Source organism: Rhizobium terricola, assembly GCF_012927355.1.
GTDB lineage: Bacteria > Pseudomonadota > Alphaproteobacteria > Rhizobiales > Rhizobiaceae > Allorhizobium > Allorhizobium terricola.
In genome coordinates this window covers 455,359-477,311 of record NZ_JABBGK010000001.1, presented here as the reverse complement: position 1 = coordinate 477,311, position 21,953 = coordinate 455,359, and the positions used below count along the sequence as shown (strand labels likewise).

Annotated in this window: 16 protein-coding genes; 7 read left to right on the top strand and 9 right to left on the bottom strand. The window is 62.8% G+C overall.

From position 1 onward, the window contains the following. Positions 1–82 precede the first annotated feature (82 nt). On the bottom strand, positions 83–2,272 hold the full coding sequence (locus HHL25_RS02145) for an anthranilate synthase (protein WP_169586811.1): 2,190 nt from the start codon (positions 2,270–2,272) through the stop codon (positions 83–85). A gap of 354 nt (positions 2,273–2,626) precedes the next feature. On the opposite strand from HHL25_RS02145, the gene HHL25_RS02140 reads away from it, so the two are divergent. Together HHL25_RS02140 and HHL25_RS23605 are read left to right on the top strand one after the other, a co-directional pair. Continuing rightward, positions 2,627–4,498, top strand: a complete 1,872-nt coding sequence (locus tag HHL25_RS02140; protein ID WP_169586809.1) for a methyl-accepting chemotaxis protein — start codon at positions 2,627–2,629, stop codon at positions 4,496–4,498. Between the two features lie 86 nt (positions 4,499–4,584). Further along, positions 4,585–5,490 carry an extensin-like domain-containing protein gene (locus tag HHL25_RS23605; RefSeq protein ID WP_169586807.1) on the top strand — a complete coding sequence of 302 codons (906 nt, stop codon included), beginning with the start codon at positions 4,585–4,587 and terminating at the stop codon, positions 5,488–5,490. A gap of 59 nt (positions 5,491–5,549) precedes the next feature. Here HHL25_RS23605 and HHL25_RS02130 read toward each other — a convergent pair whose 3' ends face one another. Next, on the bottom strand, positions 5,550–7,829 hold the full coding sequence (locus HHL25_RS02130; RefSeq protein WP_169586805.1) for a TonB-dependent hemoglobin/transferrin/lactoferrin family receptor: 2,280 nt from the start codon (positions 7,827–7,829) through the stop codon (positions 5,550–5,552). A gap of 274 nt (positions 7,830–8,103) precedes the next feature. Next, positions 8,104–9,777, bottom strand: coding sequence for a formate--tetrahydrofolate ligase (locus HHL25_RS02125; protein WP_169586803.1), 1,674 nt, complete (start codon positions 9,775–9,777; stop codon positions 8,104–8,106). A gap of 184 nt (positions 9,778–9,961) precedes the next feature. Here HHL25_RS02125 and HHL25_RS02120 point away from each other — a divergent pair, with 184 nt between their 5' ends. The 5 genes from HHL25_RS02120 (at position 9,962) to HHL25_RS02100 (ending at position 14,139) form a co-directional block, all read left to right on the top strand. Beyond that, a complete protein-coding gene (locus tag HHL25_RS02120) occupies positions 9,962–11,488 on the top strand; it encodes a DUF2235 domain-containing protein (protein ID WP_246701672.1) in 1,527 nt (508 codons plus the stop codon). 166 nt (positions 11,489–11,654) lie between these two features. After that, positions 11,655–12,179 (top strand): TIGR00645 family protein, encoded by a 525-nt coding sequence (locus HHL25_RS02115; RefSeq protein ID WP_169586801.1) that lies wholly within the window; start codon positions 11,655–11,657, stop codon positions 12,177–12,179. A gap of 96 nt (positions 12,180–12,275) precedes the next feature. Beyond that, positions 12,276–12,737, top strand: a complete 462-nt coding sequence (locus HHL25_RS02110) for an Lrp/AsnC ligand binding domain-containing protein (RefSeq protein ID WP_169586799.1) — start codon at positions 12,276–12,278, stop codon at positions 12,735–12,737. 166 nt (positions 12,738–12,903) lie between these two features. Next, complete coding sequence (locus HHL25_RS02105; RefSeq protein WP_169586797.1) at positions 12,904–13,626, top strand: helix-turn-helix transcriptional regulator; 723 nt, start codon at positions 12,904–12,906, stop codon at positions 13,624–13,626. A 57-nt stretch (positions 13,627–13,683) separates the two neighbouring features. Beyond that, entirely contained in the window at positions 13,684–14,139 is a 456-nt protein-coding gene (locus HHL25_RS02100; RefSeq protein WP_169586795.1) for a PAS domain-containing protein, read from the top strand. Between the two features lie 44 nt (positions 14,140–14,183). Here the strand turns inward: HHL25_RS02100 and HHL25_RS02095 are convergent, their stop codons facing one another. The 6 genes from HHL25_RS02095 to HHL25_RS02070 form a co-directional block, all read right to left on the bottom strand. Continuing rightward, positions 14,184–15,293, bottom strand: a complete 1,110-nt coding sequence (locus HHL25_RS02095) for a DUF2333 family protein (protein WP_169586793.1) — start codon at positions 15,291–15,293, stop codon at positions 14,184–14,186. Beyond that, positions 15,286–16,584, bottom strand: a complete 1,299-nt coding sequence (locus tag HHL25_RS02090; protein ID WP_169586791.1) for a DUF6638 family protein — start codon at positions 16,582–16,584, stop codon at positions 15,286–15,288. The genes HHL25_RS02095 and HHL25_RS02090 overlap by 8 nt, the downstream gene beginning before the upstream one ends. After that, a complete protein-coding gene (locus tag HHL25_RS02085) occupies positions 16,581–18,503 on the bottom strand; it encodes an AAA family ATPase (RefSeq protein WP_169586789.1) in 1,923 nt (640 codons plus the stop codon). Before HHL25_RS02085 ends, HHL25_RS02090 begins: the two co-directional genes overlap by 4 nt. Positions 18,504–18,507: 4 nt before the next feature. Beyond that, positions 18,508–19,656: a hypothetical protein gene (locus HHL25_RS02080; protein WP_169586787.1), complete on the bottom strand. Its 1,149-nt coding sequence runs from the start codon at positions 19,654–19,656 to the stop codon at positions 18,508–18,510. Between the two features lie 46 nt (positions 19,657–19,702). Beyond that, positions 19,703–20,500, bottom strand: a complete 798-nt coding sequence (locus HHL25_RS02075) for a prohibitin family protein (RefSeq protein ID WP_246701734.1) — start codon at positions 20,498–20,500, stop codon at positions 19,703–19,705. Positions 20,501–20,731: 231 nt separating this feature from the next. After that, complete coding sequence (locus HHL25_RS02070; protein WP_169586784.1) at positions 20,732–21,820, bottom strand: hypothetical protein; 1,089 nt, start codon at positions 21,818–21,820, stop codon at positions 20,732–20,734. Positions 21,821–21,953: the final 133 nt, after the last annotated feature.

Sequence of the window (21,953 nt, the reverse complement as noted above, 5' to 3'; positions counted from 1 at the left end):
GAAAGGATCCGCAGGGTAACGATCGGCCACGCAGCTCAAAAAAAGAAGCCCGCCAAGAGGCGGGCTTCCAATCGTTCGGCTATCAGGCCGCCTTTTCCTTCGCCCGCCGTGCGAGATGCGCGACCACGTTCTCGATCATCCGCATGCCGGCGTCCTGGCCGAGCGTCATGATCGATTCCGGGTGGAACTGAACGGCAGCGACCGGCTCCTTGGTGTGCTCGATGCCCATGATCGTGCCGTCCTCGCTCTCCGCCGTGATCATGAAGTCGCGGTGAAGCGTCGAGGGATCGGCGAAGATCGAGTGGTAGCGGCCGACCGTCACTTCCTTGCCGAGGCCGGAGAAGACGATGCCCGGTTCGAGCACGCGGATGCGCGACGGCTTGCCGTGCATCGGCACCGCAAGCTGGCGAAGCTCGCCGCCATAGGCTTCTGCCAGCGCCTGCAGCCCGAGGCAGACGCCGAAGATCGGCAGGTTACGCGCCCGCGCCTTCTTGATCGTGGCCTTGCAGTCGAAGTCCGACGGCGAGCCGGGTCCGGGCGACAGCACCACCAGATCGGGCTTCATCGTGTCGAACACTTCTTCCGGCACCGGCGTGCGCACCGTCGAGACGGTAGCTCCGGTCTGGCGGAAGTAGTTGGCGAGCGTGTGGACAAAGGAGTCCTCGTGGTCGACCAGCAGGATTTTCACCCCCTGCCCCACCGCGGCGACCCCGCGCTTGGCCTTGCTGTCATTGCCGGTCTTGGCGTCGCGAATGGCTGCGATCATGGCGGATGCCTTCAGTTCGGTTTCGGCCTCTTCCTCTTCGGGGATCGAGTCATTGAGCAGCGTCGCGCCGGCGCGCACCTCGGCAATGCCGTCCTTGATGCGCACGGTGCGGAGCGTCAGGCCCGTGTTCATGTCGCCGTTGAAGCCGACCATGCCGATCGCCCCGCCATACCAGGCGCGCGGGCTCTTCTCGTGCGCCTCGATGAAGCGCATCGCCCAGAGTTTTGGCGCACCGGTCACGGTGACCGCCCAAGCGTGGGAGAGGAAGCCGTCAAAGGCGTCCATGCCGTCGCGTAAGCGTCCCTCGATGTGGTCTACCGTGTGGATGAGCCGCGAATACATTTCGATCTGGCGGCGGCCAATGACCTTGACCGAGCCCGGCTCGCAGACGCGCGACTTGTCGTTGCGGTCGACGTCCGAGCACATCGTCAGCTCGCTCTCGTCCTTCTTGGAATTGAGCAGCTTGAGGATCTGTTCGCTATCGGCGATCGGGTCGTCGCCGCGCTTGATCGTGCCCGAGATCGGGCAGGTCTCGATGCGGCGGCCGGACACGCGCACGAACATTTCCGGCGAGGCGCCGACCAGATATTCCTGCTGCCCCAGATTGATGAAGAAGGAATAGGGCGACGGGTTGATTTCCTTCAGCCGCTTGGAGATCTGCGACGGCTTGCTGTCACAGCGCTCCATGAATTTCTGCCCCGGCACCACCTCGAACAGGTCGCCGCGGCGGAAACTCTCCTTGGCCTTGACGACCAGCTCGGCATACTCGCCCGGACGGTGATCGCCGCGCGGCGGGATGGCATCGGTATGCTTGAAGGGTTCCGGCGCGATCTCGCCCGACTTGCCTTCGGTCGAAAGCCCGCCCTTGGAAAAGTCGTAACGATCGATCCAGGCCTTGGCCGAATAGTGGTCGACGACCAGGATCTCGTCCGGCAGGAAGAGCACCATGTCACGCTGATCCTCGGGGCGTGCGAGCGACAGCTTGATCGCATCGAACTGGAAGGCGAGATCGTAACCGAAGGCGCCGAACAGGCCGATCGAGGAATCCGCCTCCGAGTGGAAGAGGTCGGTGACGGCCCTCAGCACCGTGAACACGGTCGGGATCTTCGAGCGCTCTTCCTCGGTGAACACCCGGTCCGGCTCGTTGACGACGAGATCGAGGCGGGTGGCGGTCGAAGCCCCGAGCGTCAGGTCGGCAACGGTCTTCAGCTTCTCGGCAATGATGGAGAGCAGCACCTCGCCGCGCTCGTTATAGGCCTCTATCCACACCTTGCGACCGAAGGAGGAAATGCCGAGCGGCGGATCGATGATCGCCGTGTCCCAGCGCGTGTAGCGGCCCGGATATTCGTAATTGGACGAAAAGACCGCGCCGCGGCGCTCGTCGAGCCGGTCGACATAGCCGTTGATGGCGTCGGCGTAAGGGGTGGGCCGCCGCTGCCGGGTGACGGTGATGCCCCCGCGCGTCTCGTAGGTCTCGCCACCATCGTCCCGAATGATCGTCGCCATGCTTCCGTTTCTCCGTTCTTCAAGGCCCTTGTCCGAGGCGCCTGAATACAAAAAAGCCGCCTCAGGATTTTCCGGGCGGCTTTGGGGTCAATCGTCTCAAGACATGACTGGTCAAGGCCGCGTTAGCGTGCCCACCACCAAGCAAAGGTCTTCGAAACGATCATCATGGCTGTTTTGATAACCCGAGGTTCCGGCATGCGCAAGCGGGTTTTGTGCCGACACTCACGGCTCGCCCCCGAAAAATCGCAGGGCCGAACACACGGTTATTAAGCATTATCTAACAAACCTATGACGAATATGACCTGACGGCGCTCACCCTGCGAGAGTTTGAGCGGTACAGCGGGGGATACGATCATGAGACTCACACTTTCGCGCGGCTTGCTCGCCTTCGGCCTTTTCGTCGCCACCGCCTTCCTGAGCGCTCTGGCGATCATGGGCTGGACATTGCAGACGGTGCGCATCGAGGGTCCGGCCTATACCCAGATCATCCATGGGAAGGATCTCGTGGCCGATATTCTGCCACCACCGATGTTCCTGGTGGAAGCCTATCTCCTGGAGAGTGAAACGGCCTTCGACAGCAAACTCGGAAAGGAGAATGCCGTCGAGATCGAGAAACTGCGCGCTCAGTACAGCGAAAGGATGAAGGTCTGGCACGAGACGGATCTGCCGAAGGACATTCGTGCCCTGATCGATGACGGGGTCGCCCCCGCCAGCGACGCCTTCTGGAAGACCATCGACGAGGCCTATCTGCCTGCCCTTTCCTCCGGCGATGCGGCAAGGACGACGCAGGCCATCACCGAACTGCGCCAGCATTTCCAGGCGCAGAAGAGCGCGGTCCAGCAGCTCGTGGGCGCCGCCACGACATTTCTCTCGGCGAGCGAAGGACATGCCCGCGATCTGACGAGGTTCTATGCCGGCCTGGCCATTGCCGCCGGGGCGGCAGCCTTGCTTTCGCTGGTAGGGGGCCTTCTTGTCTTCCGTCGGCTCGCCATCACGCCGCTCGAAGGCCTTTCCGATTACATGCAGACCCTGGCGAGCGGCAGTCTGGAGACAGAAGTGCCCTTCGTCGGCAGAAACGACGAGGTTGGCGACATGGCGCGTTCCGTCGCCGTCTTCCGCCAGGCCGGGATCGACAAGATCGCGATCGAGAATGACAATCGCCGGCAGCAGCAGCATATAGAACGCGAGCGCGCAGAGCGCCTGAACGAACAGGAAAACCAGGCGCGCAACCTCCAGAAGGTGGTCGACGAACTCGGCGCCGGACTGGATCGCCTGTCGAAATTCAACATTCGCTACACGCTGGACGACCCGTTCCAGCCGGAATTCGAACAACTCCGCCATGACTTCAACAAATCGCTCGGCGTGTTCCAGGACACGATGAGCCTCGTCCTCGAAAAATCCAATGAGATCGACGACAGCTCGAATGCCCTGCAGCAGGCAGCCGACCAAATGGCCAAACGCACGGAGAAGCAGGCGGCGACCCTCGAGGAAACGGCCGCCGCACTCGAAGAGGTCTCCGGCACGGTCAAGACATCCTCTTCACGCCTGGCCGGAACCCGTGACCTCACGCGGGAAGCCAAGAGCAACGTCGAGAAATCCGCCTATGTCGTCTCTGACGCAATCGAGGCCATGCAGAGGATTGAGGCGGCATCAGCCAGCATCGGCAACATTACCGGCGTGATCGACCAGATCGCCTTTCAGACGAATCTTCTTGCCCTCAATGCCGGCGTCGAGGCTGCGCGTGCCGGAGAGGCAGGCAAGGGGTTTGCCGTGGTCGCCCAGGAAGTGCGTGAACTGGCGCAGCGTTCGGCAAGCGCAGCCAAGGAAATCAGCGCCCTGATCGCCCAGTCGACCCGCGAGGTTTCGGCAGGGGTCGCGCTTGTCAACGATACTGGCTCCGCCCTGCGCGCGATCGAGGCGAGCATCAACACCATCAATCAGGACATCGAGGCCGTGACCTATGCCGCCCAGGAACAGGCCACCGGACTGTCGGAGATCACCAGCGCCGTCAACGAAATGGACCAATTGACACAGCAGAATGCCGCAATGGTGGAAGAGACCTCGGCGGCAACCCATGCCCTGGCCGACGAGGTCACGGAGCTTGTCAGGCTCGTCGGCCAGTTCGTCTTCAATCGCCGTCACAAGGTGCGCGACAGCGGCGAGGACAACCGCATGACAGAGGCGAAGCGCGGCGATGCCCCTCCGTCACGACTGCGCACCGGCTGAGTGCGAGCCACGCAGGTCGAAAAGCAAGATGGCGAACCAAACACCCCCTTCGTTCGTTCCGTACCCGTTGGAACGGGAACGGATGAATGCATCGACCACTCACGCTCGCCGCAAGCCTCCTGGTCCTCACGGGGGCAAGCCTGCCCGAAATCGGACCGCTGCCGCCGCCCGCGCCGACAAAGGCGGCAAGCCAATCAGCCGACCGATCAGCCGGACAAACGAAGCCACCCGATAAACCGCCTATCCCCGAGCCAAAACCGGAGACCCGTGATCCAAGCGCCCCGGATGACACAGAAGCCCGGCCCTCGGCCGGGAAATCCGGAACGCCACCAAGACCGCGACATCCGGCAAAGGATCGTGACCTTGGCGGGTCGACACGTGCCGGGACCGACCCCTCCGGCGGGCTGGAGGACCCGCCACCGGAAATTGAGGACCCGACGGCCCATCTCGGCTGCATCGCCGATCTCGGTGCGATGGGCACACGGTTCGAGGAACTGCCGCGGATCGATGACGAGAAAGGTTGCGGCATCGACAGACCCATCCGCGTGACACGGCTGCTCGCAGGCGTCGAGATCGAGCCCGAGGCCACCATGCGATGCGAGACGGCCCTTGAGCTTGCCCGCCTGACGCGCGACGTGATTTTGCCCGCCGCCCGCATCGCGTTCCCGGAAAAGGGCGATCTCACCGCCATCAACCAGGCCTCGGCCTATGTCTGCCGCAACCGCAACAGCGCCGAGACCGGCAAGATCTCGGAGCACGCCCGCGGCAGTGCCGTCGACGTCGCGTCGCTGCAATTCGGCAAGGAGACCGTGCCGATGGTGATTGCCAAAGCGGAAGACAGTACGCTTGCAGCCGCCTTCCAGCGCAGCCTCAACGCCGCCGCCTGCCTCTATTTCTCGACCGTCCTTTCCCCCGGCAGCGACGAGGCCCACAAGGACCATCTTCATCTCGACGTGCTTGAACGCCGGGACGGCTACCGCTACTGCCGCTGACAGACGAAGAAGGGCGGCGCATCGCTGCGCCGCCCTGTCCTGTTGCGGTCCGAAGCCGATCAGAACTTCTGGATGAGCGAGATCTTGAACGTGCGTCCCGCTTCCGAATAGTAGTCCAGCGACTGCACGGTGTTCGAATTGCTCGGCACCGTATTCGGATTGACGTCCTTGTTGGCCACCGCGTTCCAATACTTCTTGTCGAACAGGTTGTAGACGCCAGCCTGGATGCGCAGCCCCTTGACCTGTTCCGGCTCCCACCACGCGGTGAGGTCGACGATGCCGTAGCCGGGCGCGTCGAAGGTGTTGGCCTTGTTGTCGTCACGCATGCCGGCCGAGGCGATCAGGCTGAGATCCGTACCCCAGGTCTCCTGCTGGTAACCTACACCGACCACGCCCTTGAACGGCGCGACCGACCGTACGTAGTCGCCGGTTTCCATGTCCTCGCCATAGGCATAGGCGAGCGCGCCGTGCAGAACGAGACCGTTGTCGAATTCCTTCTGTGCGTTGAATTCGACACCCGAGATCTGCACCTTGTCGATGTTGACGTTCGTTTGCACGAAGGCCGGGTACGTCGGATCGCCGTAGGTCGTCTGGGTATCGATGAAGTTCTTGTAGCGGTTGTGGAAAGCCGCGACGCGGCCGGTGAAGTCGCCGGTGTCGAAGTTGGCGCCGATCTCGAAGCCGTTCGCCGTCTCAGGCTTCAGGTCGGGATTGCCGAGCACCGCATAGCCGGAGGCCGGGTTGGCGAAGTCGAGATAGAGTTCGTTGACGGTCGGGGCACGATAGGACATCGACCACTGGGCAAACAGTTCGACGGCCGGCGTTAGCTCGTACGTCGCGAGAAGCTTCGGCGAGAAGCGATTTCCTTCGCTGCTATCCGGCAGGCCGGTGACGGCATAGCCCGGATTTGCCATGTAAGCGTCGGTGAGCTTGGGCTCGTAGCTGTACCAGTCGAAGCGGATCCCCGGCGTCAGGGCGAAACCGCTGTCGCCGAACGAGATCTTGTCGTCGACATAGATGCCGAGGCGCTTGCCGTCGACGTCGGGCATGTCGGACTGGTTGGAATGCAGGCTGCCGCAACCCGCCGTCACCGTGCCGAGCACGCAGGCATCAAGGCCCGTCAGGTACTGAGAAGCGCCGAACACGGAGAAGTCGCCACCGACGGTAACCTCGTGACGAAGCGTCCCGGTCTCGAAGCTGCCGGTCATGGAACCGGTGACGCCGACCGCGTTATCCTCGACCTCGTTGTCGCGATACCACGGACCACTGAAGGTCCCGACACGGGCGCCCTCCGCGCCGGCATTCTTGACCAGCCGCTGCCAGTAGACCGAGAACTGGGCGGAATCGATGACCGAAGCCTCGTCGGGGGACAGGAAGCTGTAGTCGAGCGAGACGCGGTCACGGGCGGTGTCGTCGAAGCCGTCGTAGTTGCCGACGGCATAGACGCGGCTCGACCCCGTCGTGGCGCCCTGCAGCGTCTTCAGGTCGTTCTCAAAATTGCGGCGGTACCGCTCGGCGGTAAAGCCGATCGTGTGCCCACCCTCCAGCTCGTGGCGCGCCTTGAGGAGCACGTTCGACTGGTCGTAGTCGCCGGGATTGGCTTCCGTCCGGGTCGGCCCGATCGTGTCGACGTCGCCCTGGTTCTGGACCTCGTGGCCCTTCTTGTAGGCGCCCTGGAAGAGCACGGAGCTGTTGCCGACCCGCTTGGCGACCGCAGCCGCGCCGCCGAAGCTGTTGTCCTCGCTGTCATAGGTGAGCTTGGCCATGCCACCCCAGTCGCGGCCTTCCGCGATCAGGTCGTCTGGTTCCAGCGTCCGCAGCACGATGCCGCCGGCGAGCGCACCGGATCCGAGGCGGCTGGAATCGGCGCCGCGCAAGACGTCGAGGGCGGAGATCGACGAGAAGTCGAAGCTGTCGCTGCCGCCATTGGCGTTCGTCGTCGTCGAGGGACCGCCGCTGCGCGCATCATTCGAAAGGTAGGGGATCGGAATGCCGTCGATCGTCGTGACGACGCGCGGGCCGCCGAGGCCGCGAATCGTCACCCCGCCCTGGCTCTTCAGGAAGTCGACACCGGGTTCCAGCGAACGCCCGAGATCCTGGAAGCTGTCGACCTGCTTTTCCTGCAGGTCCTCGGCCGTGGTCTGCGACACCAGCGGGCTGTCGGAGACGACCGTCTTCTGCACCCGCTTGCCCTTGAGGACGATGGGTGCGAGCTCGGTATCGCCCGTGGCGGCCTGGCTGGTGGCGGTGGCGCTCTGCGCAAAGGCGCTCCACGACGGAGAGCAGGCGACGAGTGCCGAGCATGCGAGCAACAGGGGTCTGAAATGGCGGGAGGCCATGCAATATTTCCTTTCGACGGCCGCACGAAACCGTTGCCACGCGCAGAAGCTCGCGGCGGGAGGCCGTATCCAAATGTGTCAAAACCGAGGCGAAGGGCGTTTGGTGCCCTCTTATTGCCCTCTATAAAACATGATTAAAGGAGTCAACATAATAAACATGATTTTTATAATCATGTATTCGAGAGAGCCGATCACGATTGCGCGAAAGACACAGTCAGGCATGCGGTCGGCGCCTTGGCACCGTCCGCCGCTGACGGGAAAGCCTGGCCAGTAATCAGAACAAGCCTTCGATGAAGCCGTGGTCGTTGAGGAAGATCCGCTCGGCCGAGGGCGAACTCGGCAGGCCCGGCATCGTCATGATGTCCCCGGTGATCGCCACGACGAAGCCCGCGCCGGCCGAAAGCCGGACCTCCCTCACATGCACAACATGACCCTCCGGCGCGCCGCGCAGCGCCGGGTCGGTGGAGAAGGAATATTGCGTCTTCGCGATGCAGACCGGCAGGTGGCCATAGCCCTGCGCCTCCCAGGAGGCGAGCTGGTCGCGCACGCTCTTCGCCGCGGTGACTTCCGCCGCGTGATAGATCTTCGACGCGACGGTCTCGACCTTCTCGAAGAGCGACAGGCTGTCGGGATAGAGGGGCCGGAAGGCCCCCTGGCCTGAGTCCGCAAGTTCGGCGGCCCGCTGCGCCAGCGCCTCGATCCCGGCTGAACCGTCCGCCCAGTGCCGGCAGACGATCGCGTCGGCCCCGAGCCGCGACACATATTCCCTGACGGCCGCAAGCTCCGCCTCGGTGTCGGAGGTGAAGTGGTTGATCGCCACGATGACCGGCACGCCGAAGCGGCGTACATTGGCCACGTGTCGCCCGAGATTGGCGCAGCCGCGTGTCAGCGCCTCGACATTCTCCTGGCCGAGTTCTTCCTTCTTCACCCCGCCATTCATCTTGAGCGCCCGCACCGTGGCGACGACCACCGCCGCTGCGGGTTCGAGGCCTGCCTTGCGGCACTTGATGTCGAAGAATTTCTCCGCCCCGAGGTCGGCACCGAAACCGGCTTCCGTGACCACGTAATCCGCAAGCTTGAGTGCCGTGCGCGTCGCGATCACCGAATTGCAGCCATGGGCGATATTCGCGAAGGGGCCGCCATGCACGAAGGCCGGATTGTTTTCGAGCGTTTGCACGAGGTTCGGCTGCATCGCGTCCTTCAGGAGCACGGTCATCGCCCCGTCGGCCTTGATGTCGCGGGCGAAGACCGGGCTCTTGTCGCGCCGGTAACCGATGATGATGTCACCCAGCCGCCGCTCGAGGTCGGCGAGATCGGACGCGAGACAGAGGATCGCCATGACTTCAGAGGCAACCGTGATGTCGAAGCCGCATTCGCGCGGAAAGCCGTTCGACACCCCGCCCAGCGAGCCGATCATCTGGCGCAACGCCCGGTCGTTCATGTCCATTGCCCGGCGCCAGGTGATGCGGCGCACGTCGATGTCGAGTGCATTGCCCCAGTAGATGTGGTTGTCCACCATGGCGGTAAGCAGGTTGTGGGCCGAGGTGATCGCATGGAAATCGCCGGTGAAATGGAGGTTGATGTCCTCCATCGGCACCACCTGCGCATAGCCGCCGCCCGCAGCACCACCCTTGACGCCGAAGCAGGGCCCGAGCGACGGCTCGCGGATGCAGACCATCGCCTTGCGGCCGATCCGGTTCAGCCCGTCGACCAGCCCGACCGTCGTGGTCGTCTTGCCCTCGCCGGCCGGCGTCGGATTGATCGCGGTGACGAGGATCAGCTTGCCGTCGGGCCGCCCTTCCAGCGAACGGATGAACTCGGCCGAAACCTTCGCCTTGTCGTGGCCATAGGGCACCAGCTGTTCAGCGGGAATGCCGAGCCGCGCGCCGATCTCCTGGATCGGCTTCTTGGTTGCCCCTCTTGCGATCTCGATATCGGACAATGCCATTTCGATAGTCCCTCCCCGTCGCTCTTTTTTCCGAGCATCCCCGCGCCTCGAAAGGATGGCAAGGTGGCCAACTGGTTATTTTTGGCACACCGCAAATCCGCTCGTGGGACATGGCGACGCAGCCATTGTGCATAGGTTGAAATATGAGATGATAATGCAATCCAGAGGAGAAGGGAGAAGCAAGATGAATTTTGTAGTCTGCTGCGACGGCACCTGGAACACCCCCGACATGGTGGAGCAGGGCGTCCCCACGCCAACGAATGTCTGGAAGTTCTACAACGCGGTCGCCCCGGAGGAAGCAAACGGCACGCGCCAGGAACGCTACTACCATCCGGGTGTCGGCACCGACGGCACCTGGTGGGACAAGCTCGTCGGCGGCGGCACCGGCCGCGGCCTCGATCGCAACATCATGAGCGCCTATCGCTGGTTGGCCGGCCTCTACAAGCCCGGCGACCGCATCTTCCTCATCGGCTTCAGCCGCGGCGCCTACACGGTGCGCAGCCTCGGCGGCATGATCTCGAAATGCGGCCTGCTCGACCTGTCGGCTGCCGTTGACGACGACAAGCTCTGGCAGTCGATCGAGGAGGTGTTTGCCGCCTACCGCGCCGAGGAACCGAGCCCGATCAAGGCATCGAAGGCCCGCCCCTTCCACAACACGGCGGCCGGAGAACTCCCGACCAAAAAGACGCCCATCCATTTCATCGGCGTCTGGGACACCGTCGGCTCGCTCGGCATCCCCGACGACATGGCCTTCCTCAACCTGATCGACGACCCGGACGGCCACCGCTTCCACAATACGGCGCTGAGCGACATCGTCGCCAATGCCCGCCATGCGGTCGCCATCGACGAGCAGCGCCAGAACTTCCTTCCGACGCTCTGGGACCCGAAGCCCGGCGCCGACTTGAAGCAGCTGTGGTTCCCCGGGGTCCACGGCGATGTCGGCGGCGGCTATGCCCAGACGGGATTGTCGGACGGAGCGCTGAAATGGATGATCGAGGAGGCGCAAGCCGCGGGCCTCGCCATCCGCGGAAAGGCGCTGTCACAGCTCGCCCCCAATCCCAACGACGTCCTGCACGATTCCGTCACCGGTCTGTTCAAGGCATTGAAGACGAGACCCCGCGCCGTGCCTTTGATCACCACCCGGCCGCGGTCGGCGGACATCCACGCCTCCGCGCTCGATCGCCACCAGGATCCGCCGCTCGACGCCGGCGACTACTGGACGCTGAAGCCACTGCCGGCGACCGTCGACATCTTCGCGCGCCAGCACTGGAACGCCACCGGGATCTTTCTGGAAAAGGGCAAGACCTACAAGCTCACCGCCGCCGGCCAATGGATGGACGCCTCGATCAAGTGTGGCCCCGGCGGCACCGCCGACGGCAAGTTCGAACCCGCCGAGATCGTCCAGGTCGCCTCCTCGCTTTTCGGCAAGCTCGAAAACCTCACCAAGACCATCCTGAAGAACGAGCAGGTCGACTTCTGGTGGACCAAGCGCGAGGAGGACGAGGACTGGTTCTGCCTGATCGGCCTGATCGCCAACAACGAGCCGCCGCCGAAGAAGAGCAGCAGGAGCCGCGCGGTCGAACGCCTGCCGCACGAAGTCTTCCGCATCGGTGAAGAGGTGACGTCAAGCCGAAGGCCAGTGGTTATCTTTACTGCTTCGCCAACGATGCCTGGCACGCCTATGAAAACAATCGCGGCAGCGTCCGGCTGACGGTCGCCTGATCACGACGGGCCGCGCGCCGGGCAAGACCTGGAGATCGGTCGGCACCGCATGAGGTGCCGGAAGCGAACGGCAAAGCCCGGCAAACGGGCTTGCCGAGCGGCGAGCCCCCGCTTATGTCTGGCCCCGATCGTCGAATTGCCTCTGGAGCCCTCGAATGAAATCCCTCGAATTGCTGGTTGAACGGATCATCCTGTCGAGCCGCTGGATCCTCGTCGCCTTCTATCTCGGCCTCGTCGCGGCTCTTGCGGTCTACGCCGTCTCCTTCGGCTACAAGTTCCTGAAGGTCGCTGGCAACGTGTTCAATTACGGCGAAGCGGAGATGATCCTCGCCATGCTCGGCCTGATCGACGCCGCGCTCGTCGCCAGCCTCATCGTCATGGTGATGATCTCCGGCTACGAGAACTTCGTCAGCCGTTTCGACGAAGCCGACGACGAGGTCTCCTTCCTCGGCAAGCTCGACGCCGGCAGCCTCAAGATCAAGGTCGCCTCCTCGATCGTCGCCATCTCCTCGATCCACCTGCTCCAGGTCTTCCTGAACGTGAACCAGTTCACCGACGGCAAGATCATGTGGCTGACGCTGATGCACCTCGCCTTCGTCGTCTCTGCCGTCATGCTCGGCTTCCTCGAGAAACTGATGGCCAAGCCCAAGACGGCCGACAAGCCCGAACGCGAGATCTGACCCGGCACAAAGCCCGCCTTGGCAACCGTTCAAATCGTTGTCTCGGGGTGTATGCTGCGTGACTATCGCTGAAAATTCTTGATCTGGTAGTTTGCAATGAAAGAACTGGACAGGCTTGACCGCAAGATCCTCCGCACGCTGCAGCAGGAGGGGCGCCTCAGCAACATCGAACTCGCCGAACGTGTCAGCCTGTCACCCACGGCGACGGCCGAGCGGGTCCGACGTCTGACCCGTGACGGCTTCATCACCGGCTACATGGCGATTTTGTCGCCGGAGAAGCTCGGTCGCAACCTTCTGGTCTTCATCGAGGTCAAACTCGACCGCACCACCCCCGACGTCTTCGACGCTTTTGCCGATGCCGTCAAACGCTCCGACGACGTTATGGAGTGCCACATGGTGGCGGGCGGTTTCGATTATCTGGTGAAGGCACGCGTCGCTGGAATGGAGGCCTACCGCCAGTTCCTTTCCGAGGTTATACTGCCGTTGCCGGGCGTACGCGAAACCCATACCTATGCGGTGATGGAGGAAGTGAAGACCGGAGCTGCCCTGCCGGTTTGATCACGCATGAGTTGTCGAACCACGTTTTATTTACCACGCTGCGTGCATTTTTTCGAATTCGAGTGAATTTTGGTCGTTCGACCAGTAAAAAAGTTCTGGCTTTTAAGTCCGACTGATATATTTGTTAACAATAACATACCAACAGCTGTCAACTTTCGAAATTTCAATGATAATCGCGGAACGTCAATCGCTGCTGAGCGAAGAACTAGCGAGCAGCCAGACACGCGCCCAGCTCATGGCGATCATGGCGAGGGTCGCCCGGGAATTCGGACTGGACCATGTCACGATCATGGTCGCTCCGAACCCGAATGACATTCTGATTTCCCCGCTCGTTCTGGAAAGCACCCTTCCCGCGCAATTCGCCCGCGAGTTCGACAAGAACCACTTTCTCCGCAACTGCCCCATTCTTCCGCGCTTCAGCAATTCGATCCTGCCGCAGACCTGGCGCCTCGATGCCGAAGGCGAGCCGGACAATTTCGAATGCCCGGCCAAGATGAACGAGTTGCTGCGCCGCCACAATTTGCTGATGGGCATGATCTTCCCGATGAACTCGGTGGATTCCGGCCGCTATTTCATGCGCTACGACGGTGCGCGTGCACCGCTTCATCAGTCGGAAATGAACGAACTCGGCATGATCTCGCTGCACGGCTTTGACATGTTCGACCGGATGCGGAGAGCCGAGAGCGTCGCGCCCAACGTCCTGTCCGCCCGCGAACTCGAAGTGCTGCGCTGGACCGCCCAGGGCAAGACATCGGTGGAAATCGGCCAGATCCTCGCGCTGTCCGACCACACCGTGAACGCCTATATGACGAATGCCATCAAAAAGCTGGATTGCGTAAATCGAACACAGTTGGTAGCGAAGGCAATTCGTCTGAAGCTAATCAACTAGGTCCTGAAGCGGCATCGGTTCGTCCATCCGCGCGCCAGGGCGGAAAGAGACACCACATTGCCCCTCCGCTTCGACCAGCTGGATCACAAGGAATTCCAGGACTGCACCTCGGTCGGAATGACCGAACACGAGGTGGTCGAACTGGCCCAGTCCTTCCGGCTCTACGGTTTCTGGCGGATCGATCTCGACAGCGGTCTGTTCTATGCCACTCCGGATGTCTTTCGCATCTTCGACATGGAGAGCACTGACGGCCGGGTCAACATGGTCGAGTTCCGCTCCCGCATCCATCCGGAAGATCTGCCGATGCTGATGGAGAGCTTCGAGCGGGCCTGTTCTCAGAAGCAGAGCTATCACAACATCTACCGCGTCAAGCGCGGTGTCGACTGTTGGAAATTCGCCCGCACCGTCGGCAAGTTCCGCGCCAGACCCGGCACCTCCGGCGAACTCGTCGGCGTCACCTACGAGTTCTTCGAGCGGCTACGCACCGCAGCCTTTTCCGACGAAGAGGAATAAGCCCAGATCGGCCCGCCTGAGCGGGCCGACGAGAGCGCGATGGCTCAGCGGTCGAGCACCGACCGCAGTTCCACCATGTTGGAGCGGACGCGCAGGATGTAGAAACCCATCGTCGCAAGATGGGTCGGCATGATCCAGCCATCTTCCGAACCGTTCGAGATGATCGCCGGCTGGATGCGCAGGGAGCCCTGCAGCTGCTTCTCCATCTCTGCCCAGACGGCAGTCAGGTTGCGCTCGCGGATCACGTCGACGAAGTCGGCGCGCACGGCCTGCAGCAGCGCATACTGGGCATAGAGTTGCCCGTAGGCGAACCAGAAGCGGTCGTCGGCACGCGTGTCGAACCAGCCGGCGTTGAATTCTTCCGAACGGCGACGAAGGATGTCCGACGTATTGCCGAGATCGCTCGCCAGGCGGTCGAGTAGCTGCACGAGGTTGTCGGCGCGCGCGTCGAAGACGGCCGCGCAGGTTTCGAGCGACGAATTGAACTTGCGCCAGCTTTCGACCGCCGACCGATAATAGCTCGGGGTCGGCGTCTTGATGCCGATCGGATTGGTGCCGAAATACCAGGTCCCCTCGTCGAACTGGATGTTGCCGCGTGCATCCTGGAGGTCATTGTTCATGCCCGAGGTGCCGCGCACGCGGCCGAGATTGTCGGCAAGCTCGATCGCCACGCGCCGCGCCACCTGGTTGACGCCGCGCTGGAACGAGGCCTTGTTGTCGAAGAACGGCGTGTGATCCCAGTCGACCCCGAACAGACCTATCTTGTAGAGCAGCGTCGAAGACACCCAGGCATTCTGGTTGACATTCGCATCCGTCAGATCGGCGACGACAGTGACGATCGCCGAATTCTGACACACGCCCGGCTTGGCGCTGTCCTGCTGGCCCGCGGCCACCTTGCGGTCGTTGAACTTGTAGGGCTGGGCGAATTCGGTATTGAAGCCGTACCAGAATTGCGTGCGCCAGAAGAACTGGCCGTAGAGCGCGATCAGCACAAGGACCAGGAGGAGGATCGGTCCCTTGATCAGCCAGTTGCGCCGCTGGTACCAGCCATGCGCGGCCAGGAACGGCCACAGCACGGCGGCCACGGCCAGCCCGACACCCCGGCCGATCGCCGCAAAGATGCGCTGGAAGAACGCGATGATCGGATCAAGCATTGTCGTCTTCTCCTATGCCGTAGAGGCGTTTGCGGAAACCCGCCTTGTCCTGCAGATAGGTCTGCGACAGGCGCGATACAACGAATTCCCGGAACCCATCGCTAAACCCTTCGTAGGCATCATAAAAGCCCTGCTTGTCGAAAATGAAACGCGACACGAAGTCGAAGGGCGTCATCTGCGAGATCAGCCGGTTCGTCAGCCACTGGTCGGGATGGTCGGGCCGGGCGCGGATGAGGAGGAACCGGAGCGCCGGCGCGACCTCGGCGATGCGCAGGCTGCCGGTGGCGGCAATCGCGCGGGTCATCTCCTGAAGGAAGGGATAGGTCCCGTCCTTTGCCACGCTCTCCGCATTGCGATGCAGGAAAGTCTGCAGCCACACCGCGTCGACCTTGGAAAAATCCATGGTCGGGTCGCTCCCATAGGCAAGCCCGATGGCCGCCATTTCGGCGCGCAGGGCATAAAGCCCGGAGTCTGCGACCCAGCTCGCCCGCGGCAGCTCGATCCGCCCGGTCTTGGCGAGGAAGTCGAAGATCTGAGCGGGGTCCTTGATCGAGACGTAGCTGACCTGCCACGGCCGGGACCTGCGGAAGCCCGGCGCCGACGGATCGCAGATCACCGTGGTCGCCTTGTCGTCGACGAACACATAGGTTCCGCCGAAATGGTTGGCCCAGAAGGCATCGTGGCGGAAGACCAGCTTGTCCGGTACCAGCACGTTCTGCCGGATGTCGCCGGTGAGCTTGGCGAGTTCCACCATCCGGTTCAACAAAGCATCGTCGCGCCAGGCGTTCGGCTCGCTCTGAAGCCGGTCGGCAAGCTGCCGGAGCTCCCCCGCCTTGCCCAAGAGATCCTCCGCCGAGAGCACCCGGAACTGCACCTCGTTGATCGACAGCAGATCCTCGAGGCTCTCCACCGTCGCGACCGAATCCTCGATCTCCCCGTAGAGCGCGTCCTTGATCGTCACCGCGTTGATCGCCCGCGCATTGGCGGTGAAAAACTCGTGCATCAGACCGGCAGTGTTGGAAAAGCTGGTGTGTACGACCGGAAGGCTCTCCTGCTCGGGCGTCAGGATGACGAAGCGCCGGTTGACCCGGTTCGGGTCGAGATAGTCCTTGTCGCCGAGCTCTGCCGCGATCTGCGGCGAAAAGCCGGTCATGTCGATGTCGAATTCGGTGAGCGCCGTGGCTTTGAGCCCGAACCCGGACAGCGCCTTGTTGTAGCGCGCCACGAGATGCGGCTCGGTGACGGCGAGCAGCCGGCCATAGATCAGTTCAGCTTCGAGGAGACGGTTCATGCCGACCACCTGCCCTCGCGCTTCATTGCCTCGATCTCGCCGATCGCCCGCTCGCGCTGCCGCTCACGACGGATGATCTCGTTCACCGCCGCCTCGTCCGACTTGTCGGCATAGCGGAACTCGCTGTCGGCATAACGGTTCACCTCCTGGAGGATCATCTCCATGGTGACCGGCCCGCGAAGCTCGGAAATCATCGCCTTCTTCTCGTCGTAGCTCTTGTGCATGAACACCTCGGGCGCAGCGAACCAGTCGTCCGGCAGCTCGACGTCCATCGCCCGCATCTTGACCGCGTCGGTGATGTTCTTGATCGCCCGGCCCGTGAAGCGCGGCTCGGCGAGCTTGATCTCGTGCAGGTAGCCGCCGATGTCGGCGATCGTCTCGATCTTGCCGTTTGCCTTCTCGTAGCGCTCCCAGACGGCGACCAGTCCGTCTTCCTCGGGCCGGTTGTGCTTGTCGTAGGAAACCCCGACGGCCCGCTTGATCTCCTGGTTGGCAAAAAGCTGATGCTCGCCGAGCGGGATCGAATGGTTCTTGCCGATCAGCAGCGCGAAGATGTCGATATAGTCTTCCTCGCTCTGCGGTCCGTCGATCAGCCAGCGCGCCCCGGCCCGTTGCCGCAGCGCATCGTCGACATTCTCCGGATAGTTGGAAAACATGCCGAAGGTGGCGTTGCCCCTGACCACCGTCGAGGCGCCGGCAAAGCTCTCCATCAGTACCGCCGTCACCTCGTGCTGACCGGCGGATGCCCGATCGTCCGAACGCTTGGCCGCCACCTGGTCGACGTCGTCGATCGTGCCGAAGCCGATCACTCGCGGATTGATGACGTTGTTGATGAAGGCCTTGGCGTTCTGCCCAGACTTGCCCTGATAGGACGAGATCTGGTCGACGCCAAAATTCTCGTAGTGGAAGGCGTAGCCGGCGACCTGGCAGTAGTCGTTGAGCAGGCCGGCGATCATCTGGATGAGGATCGTCTTGCCCGTTCCCGGCATGCCGTCGCCGATGAAGGTGAAAAGGAAACCACCGAGTTCGACGAACGGATTCATCTGCCGGTCGAAGTCGTAGGCCATCATCATCTTGGCCAGTTTCATCGCCTGGAACTTGGCGATGTGGTTGCCAATGATCTCTTCGGGTTTCTTGAAGGTCATCACCAGCGGCTTGCGCCGCTGGCCGGGTGCGACATCGAAACCGTCCAGCGTGAAATCGTCCTGGTCGATGCGGATATGGTTCGCCTCGAAGGCGGAAAGCCCGGTAAAGCGGGCCTTGCGCGCCACCAGACCGTCGATCGAACCCCGCGCGAAGGCACGGCAACGCGCCGTCAGCGCGGCATCGTCCGCGGCCCCCTTCAGAACCGCGTCGAGCCCCGCGATCATGCTTTTCAGCGCATCCTGCGGCGTGTCGAACAGGAAGTCGGGCTCTGCCGTGTCCTCGGCCGGCTCGCCCTCCCCGGGCAGGGTCGACAGCAGGTAGGCAGAGAGAGAAAAGGCAGCGACATAGGCGGAAGCCGATAGCAGCGCCTTGAAGCGCGTCGCCTCCTCGCCCTGCAGCGGCGCCGAGATGTTGCGCGCCTGGAGCTGTTCGAGATCCGTCTGCCGAGCAAAGACCTCGCCGATCGCCAGCGCCACCTGGACGCCGCGCCGCACCCGGTAGAGAACGGTGTGCTGGGCAGGCGTCATCAGCGGATCGCCGCTGCCGGTCGACTGCACGGTCTTCGAAAGCTCGACCTCACGCGTGCGCCGGACGCCGCCGGTCGAGACCGTCGGCACGAAGCGCCGCCCGGTGCCGGCCAGTGCCGTGCCGCCCGCCCCCTCGCCCGGATCGAGCGCCACGAAGCGCGTCACCAGACCCTGCGCCACGGCCAGGTGCTTGGCGATCTCGTCCTCGCGAATGGTCGTCAGGCCTGCATTCAATCCGTTGCTCATGACCTCAAACCTCGCTCACGACCTGATTGCCGGAAATGACGTGGACCTTGTAGTCGCCGAAGATCGCATTGGCCTCACCCGAGGCGTAGAGCGCCTGGTAGGCGTCGTGCGGCACAAGCGCATGCTTCTCGTAGGCCGACACCCCCATCCGCGCCGCCTCCAGGTCGTTGGTGTCGATGTGGAATTCCTGGGTCGCCGGCGTCGAGGAGAAGAAGCCCTTGGTCGCCGGGCGCTCCGCCTTGGAGAAGACCTCCTGCATCGTCCAGGTCAGAAGCCAGGCATTTTCCGGCTTTCGCACCCGCGACAGGATCTCGTTGATCTTCGCATTGTTCTCGGTGATGCCCGCCGAATAGAACGGCCCGAGCACGATTCGCCGGAGCTGCTTCGGATGCAGCGTCGGAAAATCCTTGTCCATGTTCGTCGCGATCGTCGCCGGGGTCAGCGAATAGGCGCCGTTCTTGCCGGCGAAATCGTCGAACTTCGCGGCAAGCTGCGGATTGAGCAGCCCACCCACCGGCAGCGGAATGTCGAGGTCCGGGTTGATCTTTCCGTCCTTGCCGACGAGGAGCTCGACGATGTTCTCCGAACTGTCCTCGATACCGGCGACATAGATCATCGGCAGGGTATTGGTTCCGTCGAACACCGCCCAGGTGACGACGCAATACGGCCGGCCCGATTTCTCGCTGACGCTGACGCGAACCGTTTCCGGCAGGACGAAGGGCGAGAAGATGTCGCCCTTGCCGATCTGTTCGAGATAGATCCGCTCGGCCATCTGCGACTGCAGCGCCGACGGAAAGGACTTCGTCCTGAGGATGAAATCCGCCATCTCCGCGCGGATCGCCTGGGCGTCCGGAAGGGCTGCGAGCCGCTGGCCGGCGTTCAACCGGTCGTTCTCCAGTTCGAGCACGTTCTGGAACACCGGAAAGCCGCTCTCTGCGCGCGAGATGCGGAATTGCTCGGTAAACCCGATGCGGTTCTCCCAGCAGGCAAAGGAATTCTTCAGCCTCTGGATATAGGGCAACAGCAGTTGCCCGGCGAAGCCGCTGCCCGGCAGCGCCAGGTCCGGGTTGGAAAGATAAGTCTCAAGTCCCCCGAGCGCTGCCCCGATCGACTTGAAATATTGGGCAACGGGGCCACCCTTCTCATCGAGCATCGTCTGGCTTCTTCCCCTTGGTCTTCACCGGCCCGCTTTCGCGCGCTCACTTCGTTCCGATGAACGGCACCGCCGAACCCGGGATCATTGTCGTCGGCAGCTGTCCGTTCCACCGCTCCGCCGCCGTGAGCTCGATCAGCGAAGGATTGTCGCGAAGTGCGGCACCCTTCGCCCGGATCGCATCGGCCTCCGCGTCCCCGGCCAGCCGGGTTGCTGCGGCCTGTGCTTCGGCCTGGGCACGCACGGCGTCCGCCTGGGCATTGGCCTGCGTGACCGTGATCTGCGCCTGGACCTTCTCGCGTTCGGCATTCTGGCGCAGCTTCTGCACCTCGACCTCCGCCAGCATGCGGTTTTCGATCGACTGCTCGTAGGCGTCGGAGAAATCGATGTTTTCGATCTGCACGCTGTCGATCAGCACCGGCCCCTTGACGGAATCGCGAATGGCGGCCTCGGTCTCGGCATTGAGCCGCACCCGCTCCTGGATCGCGGTCACCGCATTGAACTGGCCGAACACGTTCTTCGCCTGCTCGAACACCCGCCGGTCGATCAACCGCTCGACCAGCCCCTCTTCGCTGCCGTAATCGGCATAGATCCGCTCGACCTCGGCGGCAGGCAGCCGGTAGTTGACCGAAAGCGTGATCACCGCCGCCTGCTGGTCACGCGAATAGGCCGGCACCGAATCGTAGATCTGCGCACGGCTCTGCACGCTGATCTTCACCACACGGTCGAGGAACGGGATCTTGAAACCGAGCCCCGGCTCGGCCGTACCGACCACCGCCCCGGTCCGGAGAATGACCCCGCGCTCGCCCTGATCCACGGTGTAAAAGGATTTCAGGCCGAACATGGCGAGAACAACGATGACGGCCGCGACCAGCAGCAGCCGGCCGAGCCGGCCGCCGGCTCCCGATGCACCGTCTCCGCCCGTTGCGGCGTTCAAGATGAATTTGGACATTCATTCCCCCGATGAAAGACGTAAGGCCGCGGCGCCCGCAGGACCGTCAGCGAAGGCTCGGCACTCCGGCCGGCCGGGTACGGCAAGTTGCCGTTTCCGGCCGGAAGAAACCGCGCCGTGGCGTCAGGGCTTCACGTAATTGGCGGAGTTGTGCTTGTCGAGCACCGTCTGGAAACGCCGCGCGAAGGCCTCGTCGGCCAGCTTCTTGCGGCGCTGGATGTCCTGCGTCGCCAGCATGTTCTTCTCGTGCAGCTCGAGCAGGTCGCCGATATGCTTCTGCGCGGCGGCACCGACGCCGGCCATCGTTTCCTCCGCCGCGGTATCGACCTGGCTGCCGAGCGTGTTGATCTTGTGCGCCACGTCCTGCTGCGCCGCCGTCTTCAGCGAGTCTTCGAGCGCCTTGTAGAGCACGATGCGCTGCTCGGTATCGATGGTGAGCTTGTTGATGAGCGTGTTCTGCGCGGCGATCTGGTTGTTGAGCGAATCGACGAAGGTTTGGAACATCGAGGTATAGCGCTCGAGCGTCTGGCTCTCGGCCAGCAGCTCCTGCTCCTTGGCCTGCGCCTGATTGTATTCGGTCGCCAGCTTCGAGCGCTCGCCTTCAAGCTCGGTGCGGGCCGACTGGTCGGTCGAGGCGGCAATCTTGTTTTCCAGGTCGAGCAGCATCGGGTTCAGCTCCTCGATGCGCTTCTGCGTGGTCTCGAGGCCGGCAATCGTCATCTTGCGGCGCTCGATCACCTGGATCAGGCTCGCCTCGGAGGTCTTGTAGCGCTGGTCGAGCACCGAGCGCTGGTCCTTCAGGATGCCGACGATGCTGTCGGACTTGGAGAGAAGTTCCTGCAGGTTGCCGGCCAGCGACATGTTGCGCACGCGGTCGGTGCGCAGGCGCTGCGCCTTCTGCTTGGAGAAGATGCCGATGAACTTTTCATAGCCGGTATAGCTCTTCATGCTCTCGAATTCGGAGCCGAACACGTTGGTCGCATCCTCGAGCCCGATGATCAGGTCGGCGATGTTCGCCTCCATCACCTTCTGCTGCTTGATGACGTCCTCGATCCGGGCGTTCTCGATGTCGAAGTTCACGTCGCCGAGTTTGGTGTCAGCCTTGGCGAACTGGTCGAGCACCCCGCCGGACTGGTCCAGCTTGCTTTTCATGTCGTTGACGATCGTGCGGGTCTTCTCGATTTCGCTGTCGAAGGACTGAAGCGAGGCCATGCGGTCTTCTCCCTGTGCTGTCGCGGGTCACCGATCGCCGTCGATCGGTCAGGTCGCCGCGACCTTATAACAAATGAACAAATTTAGAACCGGCGAGAGGCGCGCCGGGAAGAAAAATACAGACCTGATATGG